At 62.8% G+C, this 15,497-nt stretch carries 13 protein-coding genes and 1 tRNA gene; 11 read left to right on the plus strand and 3 right to left on the minus strand.

The features are described from left to right. Positions 1-17 precede the first annotated feature (17 nt). Positions 18-227 (plus strand): hypothetical protein, encoded by a 210-nt coding sequence (locus tag QA649_RS03755; protein WP_283023023.1) that lies wholly within the window; start codon positions 18-20, stop codon positions 225-227. Positions 228-344: 117 nt separating this feature from the next. Here the strand turns inward: QA649_RS03755 and QA649_RS03760 are convergent, their stop codons facing one another. Continuing rightward, a complete protein-coding gene (locus tag QA649_RS03760; RefSeq protein ID WP_283023024.1) occupies positions 345-962 on the minus strand; it encodes a hypothetical protein in 618 nt (205 codons plus the stop codon). 208 nt (positions 963-1,170) lie between these two features. On the opposite strand from QA649_RS03760, the gene QA649_RS03765 reads away from it, so the two are divergent. The 4 genes from QA649_RS03765 to QA649_RS03780 all read left to right on the plus strand — a co-directional run bounded on the left by QA649_RS03765 (position 1,171) and on the right by QA649_RS03780 (position 4,435). Then, positions 1,171-2,199 (plus strand): alpha/beta hydrolase, encoded by a 1,029-nt coding sequence (locus tag QA649_RS03765; protein ID WP_283023025.1) that lies wholly within the window; start codon positions 1,171-1,173, stop codon positions 2,197-2,199. 192 nt (positions 2,200-2,391) lie between these two features. After that, positions 2,392-3,030 carry an RraA family protein gene (locus tag QA649_RS03770; protein WP_283023026.1) on the plus strand — a complete coding sequence of 213 codons (639 nt, stop codon included), beginning with the start codon at positions 2,392-2,394 and terminating at the stop codon, positions 3,028-3,030. 27 nt (positions 3,031-3,057) lie between these two features. Beyond that, positions 3,058-3,429: a cupin domain-containing protein gene (locus QA649_RS03775; RefSeq protein ID WP_283023027.1), complete on the plus strand. Its 372-nt coding sequence runs from the start codon at positions 3,058-3,060 to the stop codon at positions 3,427-3,429. Between the two features lie 49 nt (positions 3,430-3,478). After that, complete coding sequence (locus QA649_RS03780) at positions 3,479-4,435, plus strand: tripartite tricarboxylate transporter substrate-binding protein (protein WP_283023028.1); 957 nt, start codon at positions 3,479-3,481, stop codon at positions 4,433-4,435. A 54-nt stretch (positions 4,436-4,489) separates the two neighbouring features. On the opposite strand, the gene QA649_RS03785 is transcribed toward QA649_RS03780, so the two are convergent. Beyond that, a complete protein-coding gene (locus QA649_RS03785; RefSeq protein ID WP_283023029.1) occupies positions 4,490-4,783 on the minus strand; it encodes a GYD domain-containing protein in 294 nt (97 codons plus the stop codon). 125 nt (positions 4,784-4,908) lie between these two features. After that, positions 4,909-5,262, minus strand: a complete 354-nt coding sequence (locus QA649_RS03790; RefSeq protein ID WP_283023030.1) for a VOC family protein — start codon at positions 5,260-5,262, stop codon at positions 4,909-4,911. Positions 5,263-5,405: 143 nt separating this feature from the next. Here QA649_RS03790 and QA649_RS03795 point away from each other — a divergent pair. From QA649_RS03795 to QA649_RS03820, 6 genes are all read left to right on the plus strand, one after another. Beyond that, positions 5,406-5,482: transfer RNA gene (locus tag QA649_RS03795), tRNA-Arg, on the plus strand. A gap of 604 nt (positions 5,483-6,086) precedes the next feature. After that, positions 6,087-6,596: a hypothetical protein gene (locus QA649_RS03800; RefSeq protein WP_283023031.1), complete on the plus strand. Its 510-nt coding sequence runs from the start codon at positions 6,087-6,089 to the stop codon at positions 6,594-6,596. 12 nt (positions 6,597-6,608) lie between these two features. Continuing rightward, positions 6,609-6,893: a hypothetical protein gene (locus tag QA649_RS03805; RefSeq protein ID WP_283023032.1), complete on the plus strand. Its 285-nt coding sequence runs from the start codon at positions 6,609-6,611 to the stop codon at positions 6,891-6,893. A 158-nt stretch (positions 6,894-7,051) separates the two neighbouring features. Then, entirely contained in the window at positions 7,052-7,282 is a 231-nt protein-coding gene (locus QA649_RS03810) for an RHS repeat domain-containing protein (RefSeq protein WP_283023033.1), read from the plus strand. A gap of 536 nt (positions 7,283-7,818) precedes the next feature. Continuing rightward, on the plus strand, positions 7,819-14,145 hold the full coding sequence (locus tag QA649_RS03815) for a cadherin-like domain-containing protein (RefSeq protein ID WP_283023034.1): 6,327 nt from the start codon (positions 7,819-7,821) through the stop codon (positions 14,143-14,145). 205 nt (positions 14,146-14,350) lie between these two features. Further along, a complete protein-coding gene (locus QA649_RS03820; protein ID WP_283023035.1) occupies positions 14,351-15,490 on the plus strand; it encodes an amidohydrolase/deacetylase family metallohydrolase in 1,140 nt (379 codons plus the stop codon). Positions 15,491-15,497 lie beyond the last annotated feature (7 nt).

The following is a 15,497-nucleotide window of genomic DNA, read 5'->3' on the forward strand; positions in this document are numbered from 1 at the left end:
GTGCAGGGAGGAAGGCGATGAGGCGTTGTTTGATGATCGGGCTCGCGCTGACCACGGTCTGCGTCGGATCGACGCTCGCCCTCGCGAGGCCGCCGACGGTCATGACCTCGCCCGGCTATGACAGGCGATTGCAGGAGAGCAGGTCGCAGCTGGGTGGTTCAACGGCGGCGACAGCGGATGCGCCAGTGACAAAGCCGAAGCGTACAAAGAAGAAGCACGCGAATTGAGGATCGGGCGGGAATCTCTATCCATTCGTCATTGCGAGCGCAGCGAAGCAATCCAGAATCCCTCCGCGGAAAGACTCTGGATTGCTTCGCTGCGCTCGCAATGACGGCTGTGGCTGGCTACCCCTTCTTTGCCGGCTTGCTCGGCGTCGGGCTGAACAGCTTCTTGAGGTCGTTCAAGCTTTCCGACAGCCGCGGCCATTCGCAGGAGAACGAGCCCTTGGTGCATGCGCCCTTCGGGCGCTGGCCGACAGCCTGCTGCACCTTCGGCCGCTCGACCGGGATAGGCACCCGCTCGGTCTCGGTTCGCAGGGCGATCTGCTGAAGCTGCTGGACCTGTTGCTCCTGCTGCTCGCGCTGCTGGCGGGCCGTGGCCTGGGCCGCTTCATTGCTGCGGCGCTGATTGGCGAGGTAGGCGGTATAGGTTTCGTCGATCTTCTTCTGCTCCTCCGGCGTCGGGTTGGGACCTGCGATGTCGAAGGTGCGGTCCTGGAGGAAGTCGTAATAGGTGTAGCCGCCACCCGGCTTGCGGCGGCCGGCGAACTTGGCGTTGCAATCGGCGAGCGCGGCTGTCTTCTCGGCCTTGGTTGCGGCCTTCTCGGCGGCATCGGCGCATTCCTCGAAGTCGACGGGCGCGCGTTTCCACCATTGCGCCTGGGCATGCGACTGCGTCAGCAGAAAAAATCCTGCTGCGGCAACGAGAAGCGCCGCACGACGCGATGCAACGACAAGCGACATTTTACGAGGGCATTCCTTACACGACTCAACCCGAACCGAGTCGGACCAGATTTTTGCCCCTTTATCGCCGGCTTGTCACCCATGGAACCCGGGAATTTCATGGCTGCGATGCTGACATTTTTTGCTTGACGTGGCGCGGGAGGCACAGCCGCGCGGCACGTGATGCGCGTAGACTTTTAACGATTTGAATCCGAGAGGAATCTTCGTCATGAGAGCGCTGGCCCGACTTGCCGCACTCGCCCTGGTGCTGACGTGCGGCCATGCCGTCGCAGCGGAGGAGGATGCACCCAACCGCAAGCCGGTGAAGGCCATCGGGGATGCAAGGCTATCGGTCGGCGGGCGGGGCATGCTGCCGCTTTACCTCTCGCGCGACTGGTCGATGCCGCTGCCGGCAGTCTCGCGCGCGGTCATCGTGCTGCATGGACGCCTGCGCAATGCCGACGAATATTACATATCGGCCAACAACGCGCAGGCCGCAGCGGGCGACGACGGCAAGAGCGCGCTGATGATCGTTCCGCAATTCCTGGCGGAGATCGATATCGAGGCGCACAGGCTGCCCGCGGACACGCTGCGCTGGTCGCTCGAGGGCTGGGAGGGCGGCGATGCCGCGCTCGCGCCGAGCCCGGTGTCGTCGTTCGAGGCGCTCGATGCGATCCTGGCAAAACTTTCGGACCGGCGCATCTTTCCGAACCTGAAGCAGGTCGTGGTCGCCGGCCACTCCGGCGGCGGCCAGGTCGTGCAGCGCTATGCGATCGCCGGCAAGGGCGAGGCGCCACTGCTGCGCCAGCATATCGACATTCGCTACGTCGTCGCCAATCCCTCGTCCTATGCCTATTTCAGCGCTGAGCGGCCGCTGCCGAAGGTTGCCGCATCCTGTCCCGGCTACGACAATTGGAAATACGGCATGGGCGACCGTCCGCCCTATCTCGCGGACGCGACACCTGCGGCACTCGAGCAGCGCTATGTCGAGCGCGAGGTGATCTACCTGCTCGGCACGCTCGACACCAATCCAAAACAGTCCGCGCTGGACAAGAGCTGCATGGCGGAGGCGCAAGGGCCCACGCGCTATGCCCGCGGTCACGCCTATGCCGACGCGATGGCCAGGCGCGACCACGGCACGCCCAATCACCGGGTCTGGGATGTCGCTGGCGTCGGCCATGAGGGCGACAGGATGCTGACCTCGAAATGCGGTCTCGCGGCGCTGTTCGATAGTCCGGGCTGCGGCGCCGAGCGCTGATGCAGGTGCCTTGAAGGCGCAGCTTCCGCTGTTACACTTCGCGCCGTGAGCGCCTCACCCCGAGGTGCCGCCAAGAAGACCGTTGCGCGACGAGCGCGCGGCGTGGATGAAGGAGGGGCGCGCCTTCCGGATTTTGCCGGCGAAGGCGCCGGCGCATGCCGAATAAGAAAATTCACGAAAGGACACTTTGACATGACCATCACGATCGCAGCGAACAGCGTGCCGAAGCCGCCCGCCGAGATCATCGCGGGCTTTCGCGGTGCGCCGACCTCGGTCATCTCGGACAATCTCGCCCGGCTGCCCGGCGCGGTGGGGCTCAAGCCCTATCATCGCGGCGGCAAGCTGGTGGGGACGGCCTTCACCGTGCGCACCCGGCCCGGCGACAATCTCGCCATCCATCGCGCGCTGGAGCTGGTCGGTCCCGGCGACGTCATCGTGGTCGACGGCGGTGGCGACGAAACGCGGGCGCTGGTCGGCGAGATCATGAAGAACATCGCGCAATGGCGCAAAGCCGAAGGCTATGTGATCGACGGCGCGATCCGCGATGTCGCGGCCTTCGCGGCCGACGACTTCCCCTGCTACGCCCGCGCGGTGATCCATCGCGGCCCCTACAAGAACGGCCCCGGCGAGATCAACGTCCCTGTCACGATCGGCGGCAGCGTGATCGCGCCCGGCGACATCGTGGTCGGCGACGAGGACGGCGTGGTGTCGTTTCCCGCCACTGGTGCTGCCGCGCTGCTGGACGCAGTGCGTGCCCAGGTCGCGCGCGAGGAGGAGACCATGAAGGCGATCCGCGAGGGCCGCTACCAGGGCTCATACGGCAAAGCCTGATCGGCGAGGAACGAAGGGGAGAGCGGCGTGAGCCAGAAGGACGAATTTCACAACATCGATAATCCCGACGACGGGCTGTTCCGCGAGCTCGCCGCCGGCGTGACCACGCGCATCTTCTCCGGTGAGCAGGCGATGCTGTCGGTGGTGACACTGGCGCCGCATGCGCAAGGTACGCTGCATCATCATCCCGAGGAGCAATGGGGTGTTCTGCTCGAGGGTTCCGCGATCCGCGTCCAGGGCGATGAGGAAATCCCGGTGAAGAAGGGCGATTTCTGGCGTACCCCCGGCAACGTGCCGCACACCATGCGCGCCGGCCCCGATGGCGCCCGCGTGCTGGACATTTTCAGTCCGCCTCGGCCAGAATACAGAAAAGCGGGGTCGGGCTTCGGCACGACCTGAGCGCTCAAAAGCAAAAAAGCAAAGCGCGAAAAACAAAAGGGAGGGGACCATGACGATCACACGACGGGCGCTGCTCGCCGCGCCTGCCATCCTCGCGATGGCACCGGCGAGCGCGCAGGCCTCGAAAATCACGCTGGTGGTGCCGTTTCCGCCGGGTGGCTCGACTGACGCAATGGCGCGGCTGCTCCAGAGCAACCTGCAGACAAAGCTCAACCGCATCGTCGTGGTCGAGAACAAGTCGGGCGCCGCCGGCGCGCTCGGCGCGGCGCAGGTTGCCAAGAGCCCGGCCGACGGGTCGACGTTCCTGGTCACGTTCGATTCCCACGCGGTGATCCCGTCCATCCTCGACAAGCCGCCGGTCGATGTCGAGCGCGAGCTGATGCCGGTGCTGCTGATCGGCACCGCACCCTATGTGATCGCGGCCGGCGCCGGCCGTCCTTACAAGAGCTTTGCCGACGTGGTTGCCGCCTGCAAGGCGACGCCCGGTGCGGTGAAATACGCCTCCGTCGGCATCGGCACGCTCGGCCATCTCGCCATGACCGTGCTCGGCAACAAGGCCGGCGTCGAGATCATGCATGTGCCCTATCGCGGCGGCGGCCCCGCGATGAACGACGTGCTCGGTGGGCATGTCGATCTGATCGCGGGATCGGCGGCGCTGGTCGCCGCCCAGCTCGGGACCAACATGCTGCGTCCGATCCTGCAGCTCGGCCGCGAGCGGCTGCAGGCGCTGCCTGATACGCCGACCGCGATCGAGGCCGGCTTTCCGGATTTCGAGACGCTGGCCTGGTGGGGCATTTTCGCGCCCGCGGGCACGCCGCCCGATATCGTGTCAGCCATGGCAACTGCGTCGAAGGAGATCCTGAGCGAGCCGGCCACCGCCACCCAGCTCAAGGAGACCCAGCACATGACGCTGCTGCTCCAGGACGGCCCCGCCTTCAAGACCTTCTTCGACAAGCAGGTCGCCTATTGGGGCAAGGTGGTGAAGGACAACAATATCAGGGCGTGAGAGGCCTATTCGCGCCACCGTCCCAGGTCCAGTGCGCTCGCGCAGCCTTGAGCGTCAGAGCATCTTGCCGACGATATTTGTCATATCTGCTGCCGAGAACGCGCGCAGCGTCTCGGTGCGGACATTGCCGAGTGCGCCAAGACTAAGGCCGAGCGACATCGCGGCAGCCTCATCCGGAGCCTCGAGAACGGTCACAACGTCATATCGTCCCTGCGTCCAGACGATCTCCTTCACGGTCACGCCGAACGTCTTGGCCATCTCCTTGAAGGCTTCGGCCCGCTTCGGCGAATCCTTGACGTTGCGGACTCCTTGGTCAGTGAAATTTCCCAGCACGACATAGGTCACCATGGTCGTCCTCCCTGGTTAGAACCCAGATGCAATTCTCGCTTGAGGAAACCGCGCCGAGCTTGCCACAGCGGCTGAGACAGCACTACCTGAACCTTGGGGAACGTCAGCGACTGCGACTTATTCGGTCAGGGCAATGGCCGCGCGAAACTGAGCTCATGGCCGTCCGGGTCGGTGAGATGGAAGTAGCGCTCGCCCCATTCCGCATCGCGCGGCGTGGTCGACGGATGCCACCCGGCGGCGCATGCGCGCTGATAGGTTTCGTCGACATCGGCGACGTAGAAGATGACGCGGCCCCACCAGGACCAGCGCTTGTCGTCTGGCTGCACCGTCAAGTTGAGATAGCCGGTGCCGGCGCGAAAGCTGGTGAATGCCGCGGCCTCGCCGCCATAAAGGAGCTCAAACCCCAGCGAGCGGTAGAAGTGCACGGCTTGCCCCATGTCATGCGTGCCGAGCGTGATGGCGCTGATGCTTTCGATCATGTGAGCTGCTCCGCCGAGAGGGACCTGGAAGCGATTGTACTGCCGCCTTGTCCAGATTGACGATAATCCGGCTCGCCTTGCGGCTGGCGAACGGCATCCTGCTCTGCTATGAGGGGGCCGAACCCGCAACTTGCGGGTTCCGCGGTCCCGTAGCTCAGCCGGATAGAGCGACGGTTTCCTAAACCGTAGGTCGGAAGTTCGAGTCTTCCCGGGATCGCCAGATTTCCAAACCTGAAGAAGCCCCCTCACTGACGGATTGAGTGGCTGCGTCAAGTCGGATGCCGGATTGCGCATCGCGGATGTTTGACGCCGCTGATGTCTCTGGCGGCGCGGCCCCCAGATGAAATTCGGGGCAACGAACGACGTCGCTGGTTGCGCGAATAGTAAACACATCTTTTAGTAGATGACGCTCTTTCCGATCCGTCGACGCGTGCGGCGCGTCATCATCGAACTGGCAGATGCCGCATCTGGCTCCAGGCGAGGTGGCGGGGACCGTTACGTAACTTCGCCGCACATACCTAGCCATGAACGTCGATCGCAAACTCTCCAGACGATCCTGAATGCCGAGGGCTTCCTCCCGCCGGTTCTGGATCGCGCGGCGACGGGATCGGGTGCCTATGACGCGATCCGTGGCCGTGAACAGCAATTGATCAACTATTTCGGCGGTGCCCAGAATGTCGGAGGAACCGCTGCGGCCATGATCAATGGAGTTGCCGATTTCAATCCGAACGGGCCAGATAGATTGGCGCCTCGATTGCGGCGTTTGGTAATCTGCCTGATAATTCGCCGGCGCGAATGCGGCTGTATTAAAATTCGGAGTGAGAATGAAAGCGGCCAAGAAGGCGAAAAAACGCCGCGAGATCGAACCGGGGTCCATCTTCGAGATAGACCTCGGTGGCCTGGGCAGAACCTACGCCGTCCGGGCCGCAGGCAACGACGTGGCGTTCTTCGACTATCTCGGCAACGAAGCACCCTCGCCGGAGTTGCTGGCGGCAAAGAAGGTTTTGTTTCGGATGAATGTCGCATCCGATGAGCTGGTATCGGGGAAATGGCCTATCGTGGGGAGCATGACCCTGACGGAAGCCCTGGCTCACCCCGGGGCCTATTGGAACCAGCCGGTCGGTTCGAACGAGGTCTTCATTTATCGCGATGGCAAATTCGAACCGGCGTCACGCGAAGATGTTCAGGGTCTCGAACCGCTGGTGGTCTGGTTTCAAATGCACGCGGAGCAGCGGCTGAAGGACCATTTCGAAGGCAGACCCAACAAGGCGATCGCATATATGAACAGGATCAAGACATATGATGCCGCGACGGGGATGGAAATTAAGGATTGATGTGCCGCACCCATGAAATACATAAAAGTCCTCTGGCATCACTCGTTTCCTGATGAGCCGACGGTCCTGTACAGTGAGCTCGACGATGACTTTTGGGAGCACCGCAAGGTGTATGTGTTTCGTGACGGCCGGTTAGGCTATGCCAGCGCGACGGAAGCGGTAAACTCGGTCAAGCTGAGCATCGAACCGCTGCCGCCTCTGTCGAAGATCGGTTCGGATCCCCAGTTCGATCCGATGGAGATTGATAAGGCGGAATTTGATGATGTCTGGTCAAAGGCGCACCGCGCAAACGCCTGACGGAAAGCTGCCGGCCGGCAGGATGGTTCGCGGCAATTTCATATGCCTGCGGCAAGGTCGCGACACTGGAGCACCCATCGATATTTTTTCAGATATATAACGAAGATTGAAGAACCGCGCATATGATTGTTCCGTAGCTATCCTTTATGGAGACCATCATGTCACGACGTTCTCGCATTGTGATCGCCATCATTGCCGTCCTCGCCAGCGCTACTGGCTTCGCCCTGCTCACGCCGCGCACCGTGGCGCAGGCCGCGCCGCCGCCGCCCGTCGTCGTGACGTTCTCCTATGACAGTCTCGGGCGCGTGGTGCGGGAGGTCTACCCGACCAACTCCACCGCCTATAACTACGACGCCGCCGGCAACCGGACCACGTTCACGCTGAACTGACGAAGGTCCACTGATGCGGCAGCCGTCATGCCCGTCGGACCGTAGGTCGGAAGTTCGAGTCTTCCCGGGATCGCCAGCTCTTCAGAAGTAAATAAGAACAATTTCTGAAGAGCGCGTTCCGATGCGCATGCCGGCCTGTCGCATCCGAGCCCGTATGCGCCGTCCGCGGGCGCAACCTTCAAGCCCGAACGGCTAGAGCTGCCATAACGATGGGATTACCCCGAAAGGGGGAGCGTCCAAACAGCAGATTGACAAGTGTACCAGGTTGGGGTGGCCTCAGCGCCCGGCGTGTCGCTCTGCCACCGACGCTATGGCGCCCCTTGGAGCTGCAGCACACGCGATTTGGCATTCGAAGCATTGTACCAATGATCCGGAAGGGGCCTCGTCGTCGCGAGGGAAGTGATCATCAGGCCACCAAGATTCCGCTTATTGTGAACGGGAATAGCGTCCAATTCTGACTCAGGCCTGTCCGAGTACATAGTCACTGTTGCCCTTGCGCAGCGAAGGCGCCGTCCGCCCCATCTTTGGAGCGCGCTATGGCGATCGTGAATGGCTTCGACCTCGACAATTCCTCTCCGGGCTTCAACGCAACCGGTTCCTACACCGAAGGCAGCTCTGCGATTCTGTTGGCGCCAAAAGCGACAGTAACCGCCAGCGGAAACTTCAGCGGCCAGACGCTGACCATTTCGGGGTTGCTGGCCGAAGATAACATCGGATTTGGGAACGGTGTCACGATCGTCGGCAATAGCATCCGTATCGGCAACAGCGTCATTGGCACATTCGCGGGAGGCTCTGGCGGCGTGGATTTCGTCGTCACCTTCAGCAATAACGCGACTGATAACCGGGTTCAGACTCTGCTCCGCAATTTGACCTTTCTGGATACGAGCGAAACTCCCATAACCAGCCAGACTCTGACGTTCAATCTCGCGGGGACCAGTCGCACCGATACGCTGACGGTCACCCCGGTGAACGACCTACCACTCGTTGACCTCAATGGCCCGGGAACCGGCAACAATGCAACGGGCTCGTTCATCGAGCAGACCCCGAGCGTGATTGCGCCGGCCGCGACGATCTCCGATCCCGACTCGTCAAACATCGCGTCGCTTACTGCCAGGCTGACGATGCGTCCGGACGGAAATGCGGTCGAATCGCTTTCGCTCAATGCATCCGCAATCGCAGCGGCTGCCGGTCTGACGGTGACCTACAACCAGTCTAGCGGCACGCTATCGATCACCGGCTCCGCCTCGCAGGCCACCTACCAGGCAATCCTGCAGGGCATCCAGTATAACAACAGCAGCAATCAGCCGACGTCATCCAACCGGACGGTCGAGGTCGTTGTCGGTGACGGCACGGACACCAGCGTCACGCGCAGTGTGACGATCGGCGTCGCGGCCGCAAATGATGCTCCCGTGGTCGACTTGAATGGCGGGACGGCAGGCAGCTCGGTGTCGCTTGCTTACACCATCGGCAGTCCGCTGACGAAGATCGCGCCCGCAGGAACGGTGATCGATGTCGACTCGGCGAACTTCAACGGGGGCTCGCTAAGCGTCAAATTCACTCAGAATGGTGTGACGACCGACCGCCTGGGTATCATCGTAGATTCGGTGGTCACGTTGACCGGCAACGGCGCGGTGCGTGTCAACGGCACCACCCTTGGCTCCGTGTCGGGCGGCACCAATGGCACCGATCTCGTGATCACGTTCAGCAACAACAATTCCACACCGGCGGCGGTGCAGATCCTGCTCGAGCATATCGGCTATGCGAACACCTCCGGCAGCCCGTCGACGTTGACCCGTGAGCTGACGTTCACACTCAACGACGGTGACGGCACCGCCAATAGTGGCCAGAACATCGGGAGTGCGACGGCGACGATCACCTTTCCGACGACAAATGCGCCTCCGGTCCTCACCGGGGACCTGGCGGCGACGGTCTCGGAGGGCGGCAGCTATGTGATCACCACGACCGACCTGAACTTCACGGACCCGGACGACAGTGCGTCGGGTGTGACGTTCACGGTGACCAACCCCGTCAATGGCACGGTGCTGGTGAACGGGTCGTCGGCGACCAGCTTCACGGGCCAGCAACTGGCGGCGGGCCAGGTGTCGTTCCAGCACAACGGCTCCGAGACGTCGTCGGCATCGTTTGCCGTGTCGGTGGAGGACGGCAATGAGGACGGCTCGACGCCGGTGGCGCAGACCTTCAACTTCAGTGTCACGGCGCAGAATGACGCGCCGGTCCTCACCGGCGACCTGGCCGCGACCGTGGCGGAAGGCGGCAGCTATGTGATCACGACGGCCGACCTGAACTTCACGGACCCGGACGACGGCGCGGCGGATGTGACCTTCACCGTGACCAGCCCTGTCAACGGCACGGTGCTGGTGAATGGATCATCGGCGACCAGCTTCACGGGCCAGCAACTGGCGGCCGGGCAGGTGTCGTTCCAGCACAACGGCTCGGAGACGTCGTCGGCGTCGTTTGCCGTCTCGGTGGAGGACGGCAATGAGGACAGCTCGACGCCGGTGGCGCAGACCTTCAACTTCAACGTCACGGCGCAGAACGATGCGCCGGTCCTGACGGGCGACCTGACGGCGGCGGTGCAGAAGGGCGGCACCTACGCGGTCACGACGACCGACCTGAACTTCACGGACCCGGACGACGCAGCGTCGGATGTGACGTTCACGGTCACCAGCCCGGTCAACGGCACCGTGCTGGTGAACGGGTCGTCGGCGACCAGCTTCACGGGCCAGCAACTGGCAGCAGGGCAGGTGTCGTTCCAGCACAACGGCTCGCAGACCTCGTCGGCATCGTTTGCCGTGTCGGTGGAGGACGGCAACGAGGACGGTTCGACGCCGGTTGCGCAGACCTTCAACTTGGCTGTCTTCAATGTTGTCGGCGGTGAGGAAGTCGTCTTGACCACCGGAACGGACGTGCTCGCGCCCAGCGCCGTCAATACGCGGGTGACAGCCGACGCTTCGACGCTCAATCCGACCGACAATCTTGACGGCGGCGACGGCATCGATTCGCTGGCCCTGTTCGGAGGCGGCACGTTCGATCTGAACGCCCTTGCGGGCTTTGCCAATTTCGAGAAGGTGGAGGTCGTCAACATCTCCACCACGCCGGTCACGCTGACACTGAGGGACGGCACCACCAGCGACGTGACGATCGGCGGGGCGGTATTTACTACCCAGCTCAATCTGTCCGGCACCGCCAGCGCCGGCACCATTCTCGGGGGCGACGGCGCCGATTCGGTGTCGCTCGCCGGCAGCGCCAGCGCCACGACAATCAATCTCGGTAATGGCAATAATCAGTCCGTGACGCTCTCTGACGATGCCAGTGCCGGAAGCATCCTGGGTGGCACCGGCAACGATGCCATGACGCTGTCCGGCAATGCCAACGTCGGAGGTTTCCAGGGCGGCGAGGGTACTGATGGTGTGACGCTGTCCGGCAATGCCAGCATGGCAATAATCGATCTTGGCAATGGCAATAATCAGAATCAGTTTGTCAGCCTTTTTGATGCTTCCAGTGCTACGACCATTCAGGGGGGAAGTGGGCGCGATAGTATTAACCTTTCCAGCAGCGGAAGTGCCAATGTCACGACGATCAGCCTCGGCGGCAACGTTGATTTTGTGACCGTCGCCGACGCATCCGCCTGGAATCCCAATGTCGCCATCGATGCCGGATCAAGCCTCGATACGCTCAGTTTCGGCGGGTCCAACCAGACATACGACCTGCGCCCGACGACATTGACCGGCATCGAGACGTTGTCGGTCGGTGACAACACCGCTCTGGTCGATGGCGACACCCTGACGGGCATCACCAGCATCTCCGGGAGTTCGACCAGCAAGCTCGTAACCGGCGAGGCATCGCTCGACCTGACCGGCAAGACGGTCTCGGGGCTCACCATTCACAGCAGCAACGCCACCGGCACCACCTTCACGGTCGACAGCAAGGCGACCGGCTTCCAGGTCTTCGGCGGGGACGGCTCCGACACGCTCCAGACCTCGAGCTTCGCCTTCACCGCCTCCGAACGCGAGGCGATCTTCTTCAACTCGTCGATCGAGACGATCGTCGATACCGAGGGAACGTTCCATTCAGACTCCAATGCGGTCATCCTCACCGAGGGTACCGACATCCTCACATTGGCGGCGGACGACGATACGGTCAAAGGCACCGCCTCGACGCTCAATCCGACCGACAATCTTGACGGCGGCGACGGTATCGATTCGCTGGCCCTGTTCGGAGGCGGCACGTTCGATCTCAACGCCCTTGCGGGCTTTGCCAACTTCGAGAAGGTGGAGGTCGTCAACAACTCCACCACGCCGGTCACGCTGACGCTGAGGGATGGCACCACCAGCGATGTGACGATCGGCGGGGCTGCCTTTACGACCCAGCTCAATCTGTCCGGCACCGCCAGCGCCGGCACCATTCTCGGGGGCGCCGGCGCCGATTCGGTGTCGCTCGCCGGCAGCGCCAGCGCCACGACCATCAATCTCGGTAATGGCAACAATCAGTCCGTGACGCTCTCTGACGATGCCAACGTCGGAAGCATCCTGGGTGGCACCGGCAACGATGCCATGACGCTGTCCGGCAATGCCAACGTCGGAAGCTTCCAGGGCGGCGAGGGTACTGATGGTGTGTCGCTGTCCGGCAATGCCAGCATGGCAATAATCGACCTCGGCAATGGCAATAATCAGAATCAGTTTGTCAGCCTTTTTGACGCTTCCAGTGCTACGACCATTCAGGGGGGAAGTGGGCGCGATAGTATTAACCTTTCCAGCAGCGGAAGTGCCAATGTCACGACGATCAGCCTCGGCGGCAACGTTGATTTTGTGACCGTCGCCGACGCATCCGCCTGGAATCCCAATGTCGCCATCGATGCCGGATCAAGCCTCGATACGCTCAGTTTCGGCGGGTCCAACCAGACATACGACCTGCGCCCGACGACATTGACCGGCATCGAGACGTTGTCGGTCGGTGACAACACCGCTCTGGTCGATGGCGACACCCTGACGGGCATCACCAGCATCTCCGGGAGTTCGACCAGCAAGCTCGTAACCGGCGAGGCATCGCTCGACCTGACCGGCAAGACGGTCTCGGGGCTCACCATTCACAGCAGCAACGCCACCGGCACCACCTTCACGGTCGACAGCAAGGCGACCGGCTTCCAGGTCTTCGGCGGGGACGGCTCCGACACGCTCCAGACCTCGAGCTTCGCCTTCACCGCCTCCGAACGCGAGGCGATCTTCTTCAACTCGTCGATCGAGACGATCGTCGATACCGAGGGAACGTTCCATTCAGACTCCAATGCGGTCATCCTCACCGAGGGTACCGACATCCTCACATTGGCGGCGGACGACGATACGGTCAAAGGCACCGCCTCGACGCTCAATCCGACCGACAATCTTGACGGCGGCGACGGTATCGATTCGCTGGCCCTGTTCGGAGGCGGCACGTTCGATCTCAACGCCCTTGCGGGCTTTGCCAACTTCGAGAAGGTGGAGGTCGTCAACAACTCCACCACGCCGGTCACGCTGACGCTGAGGGATGGCACCACCAGCGATGTGACGATCGGCGGGGCTGCCTTTACGACCCAGCTCAATCTGTCCGGCACCGCCAGCGCCGGCACCATTCTCGGGGGCGCCGGCGCCGATTCGGTGTCGCTCGCCGGCAGCGCCAGCGCCACGACCATCAATCTCGGTAATGGCAACAATCAGTCCGTGACGCTCTCTGACGATGCCAACGTCGGAAGCTTCCAGGGCGGCGAGGGTACTGATGGTGTGACGCTGTCCGGCAATGCCAGCTTGGCAATAATCGACCTCGGCAATGGCAATAATCAGTTTGTCAGCCTTTTTGATGCTTCCAGTGCTACGACCATTCAGGGGGGAAGTGGGCGCGATAGTATTAACCTTTCCAGCAGCGGAAGTGCCAATGTCACGACGATCAGCCTCGGCGGCAACGTTGATTTTGTGACCGTCGCCGACGCATCCGCCTGGAATCCCAATGTCGCCATCGATGCCGGATCAAGCCTCGATACGCTCAGTTTCGGCGGGTCCAACCAGACATACGACCTGCGCCCGACGACATTGACCGGCATCGAGACGTTGTCGGTCGGTGACAACACCGCTCTGGTCGATGGCGACACCCTGACGGGCATCACCAGCATCTCCGGGAGTTCGACCAGCAAGCTCGTAACCGGCGAGGCATCGCTCGACCTGACCGGCAAGACGGTCTCGGGGCTCACCATTCACAGCAGCAACGCCACCGGCACCACCTTCACGGTCGACAGCAAGGCGACCGGCTTCCAGGTCTTCGGCGGGGACGGCTCCGACACGCTCCAGACCTCGAGCTTCGCCTTCACCGCCTCCGAGCGCGAAGCGATCTTCTTCAGCTTGTCGATCGAGACCATCCGCGACACCAGCGGTATCTATGGCGACGAGACGGCCAACATGATCGTCGGCACGGCGGCGGCCGACAACATCCAGGGCGGCGCCGGCGCGGACAGGCTCACCGGCGCCGGCGGTCCTGACTTCCTTGCCGGTGGCGCGGACGCCGACACCTTCGTTTTCAACCTTCCGTCCGAGGGAGTGGACACGGTTGGCGATTTTGTTTCCGGCGCCGATGTTCTGGAGGTCTCCGCGGCGGGCTTTGGCGGCGGATTGGTCGCCGGCATGAACGTGGCAAGTGTTTACGGTTCGTCGAGCGACGCCACCTTCGGTTCGTCGACAGAGCGATTCCACTACGATACGTCGTCCTCAACGCTCTACTTCGACGCTGACGGCAGCGCCTCCGGCACGGCGGCGGTTGCATTGGCGCAGTTCGCGAACGGTATCGTCCTTGATCCGGACGGTCTGCTGATCGTGTGAGGACTATCCGGCAGCCCCCGGGCGGCTGATCAACAGGGAGTGGCGCAGGCACGCATGATCGGGGGCCGGCCGTCGCCGGCCTCGATCACTCCCCATGCTTTGCTTGTTCGGCGCGAGATTTGCTATAGGCAGTTTGAGATCAGCGGGAAGACGGTTCGGGCCGCTCGCCCGCCATGCCACGCCTTGCCTCAATCCGGAGACCATGATGCCTTTTGACTTGATCCTGCGCGGCGGAAGGGTCGTTGACCCCTCTCAGAAGCTCGATGCCGTGACGGATGTCGCATTTTCGGGCGGCAAGGTCGCCGCGATCGGCACCGGGCTCAAGGCGGATCCGGGTACGGATGTGCGCGACGTTTCGAAATACATCGTGACGCCGGGACTGATCGATCTCCACACCCATGTCTATTGGGGCGGCACCTCGCTCGGCATCGATGCCGAGGAATTCTGCCGCCTGTCAGGCGTCACCACGGCGGTGGACACCGGCAGTGCCGGGCCCGGCAATTTCGCCGGTTTCCGCAAGCATGTGATCGAGCCGAGCCAGGTCCGCATCCTCGCTTATTTGCATGTCTCGCATGCCGGCATCTTCGGCTTCTCGCACCGGATCATGGTCGGCGAGAGCGAGGAGCTGCGGCTGATGAATCCGATCGAGGCGGCCAAGGTCGCCGACGCCAACCGCGATCTCATCGTCGGCATCAAGGTGCGCGTGGGCCTGCATTCCTCGGGCACCTCCGGGATGGTGCCGCTCGACATCGCGCTCGAGGTCGCCAATGAGGTCGGCATGCCCCTGATGGCGCATATCGACCATCCGCCGCCGAGCTATGAGGAGGTGCTGGCCCGGCTGCGTCCGGGCGACGTGCTGACCCATGCGTTCCGTCCCTTCCCCAACACGCCGGCGACCGCGCAGGGCACGGTGAAGAAGGTGGTGCTGGACGCGCGCGAGCGCGGCGTGCTGTTCGACATCGGTCACGGCAAGGGCTCGTTCGCGTTCAAGACCGCGCGCGCGATGCTCGCCAACGGCTTCTATCCCGACACCATCTCCTCCGACATCCACCAGCTCTGTATCGACGGCCCCGCCTTCGACCAGGTGACGACCATGTCGAAATTCCTCTGCATGGGCATGGAGCTGTCCGACGTGGTCGCGGCCTCGACCGTGAACGCGGCGATGGCGCTGCGCCGCCCCGAGCTCGGCAGCCTCAAGCCCGGCAGCGTCGGCGACGCCACGCTGATTTCGGTGAAGCAGGGCCAGTTCGATTATGAGGACGTCGTCGGCGAGCACCTGATCGGCGATCGCAAGATCGTCTCGGAGGGTGTCGTCATCGGCGGCCGCTGGTGGCATCCGAACTGACGCCGCG

The organism is Bradyrhizobium sp. CB1717 (genome assembly GCF_029714325.1).
Lineage (GTDB): Bacteria > Pseudomonadota > Alphaproteobacteria > Rhizobiales > Xanthobacteraceae > Bradyrhizobium.

Coding starts and splice junctions, on each gene's coding strand:
- QA649_RS03755 (WP_283023023.1), top strand. CDS start 18: ATGAGGCGTTGTTTGATGATCGGGCTCGCGCTGACCACGGTCTGCGTC.
- QA649_RS03760 (WP_283023024.1), bottom strand. CDS start 962: ATGTCGCTTGTCGTTGCATCGCGTCGTGCGGCGCTTCTCGTTGCCGCA.
- QA649_RS03765 (WP_283023025.1), top strand. CDS start 1,171: ATGAGAGCGCTGGCCCGACTTGCCGCACTCGCCCTGGTGCTGACGTGC.
- QA649_RS03770 (WP_283023026.1), top strand. CDS start 2,392: ATGACCATCACGATCGCAGCGAACAGCGTGCCGAAGCCGCCCGCCGAG.
- QA649_RS03780 (WP_283023028.1), top strand. CDS start 3,479: ATGACGATCACACGACGGGCGCTGCTCGCCGCGCCTGCCATCCTCGCG.
- QA649_RS03785 (WP_283023029.1), bottom strand. CDS start 4,783: ATGGTGACCTATGTCGTGCTGGGAAATTTCACTGACCAAGGAGTCCGC.
- QA649_RS03790 (WP_283023030.1), bottom strand. CDS start 5,262: ATGATCGAAAGCATCAGCGCCATCACGCTCGGCACGCATGACATGGGG.
- QA649_RS03800 (WP_283023031.1), top strand. CDS start 6,087: ATGAAAGCGGCCAAGAAGGCGAAAAAACGCCGCGAGATCGAACCGGGG.
- QA649_RS03805 (WP_283023032.1), top strand. CDS start 6,609: ATGAAATACATAAAAGTCCTCTGGCATCACTCGTTTCCTGATGAGCCG.
- QA649_RS03810 (WP_283023033.1), top strand. CDS start 7,052: ATGTCACGACGTTCTCGCATTGTGATCGCCATCATTGCCGTCCTCGCC.
- QA649_RS03815 (WP_283023034.1), top strand. CDS start 7,819: ATGGCGATCGTGAATGGCTTCGACCTCGACAATTCCTCTCCGGGCTTC.
- QA649_RS03820 (WP_283023035.1), top strand. CDS start 14,351: ATGCCTTTTGACTTGATCCTGCGCGGCGGAAGGGTCGTTGACCCCTCT.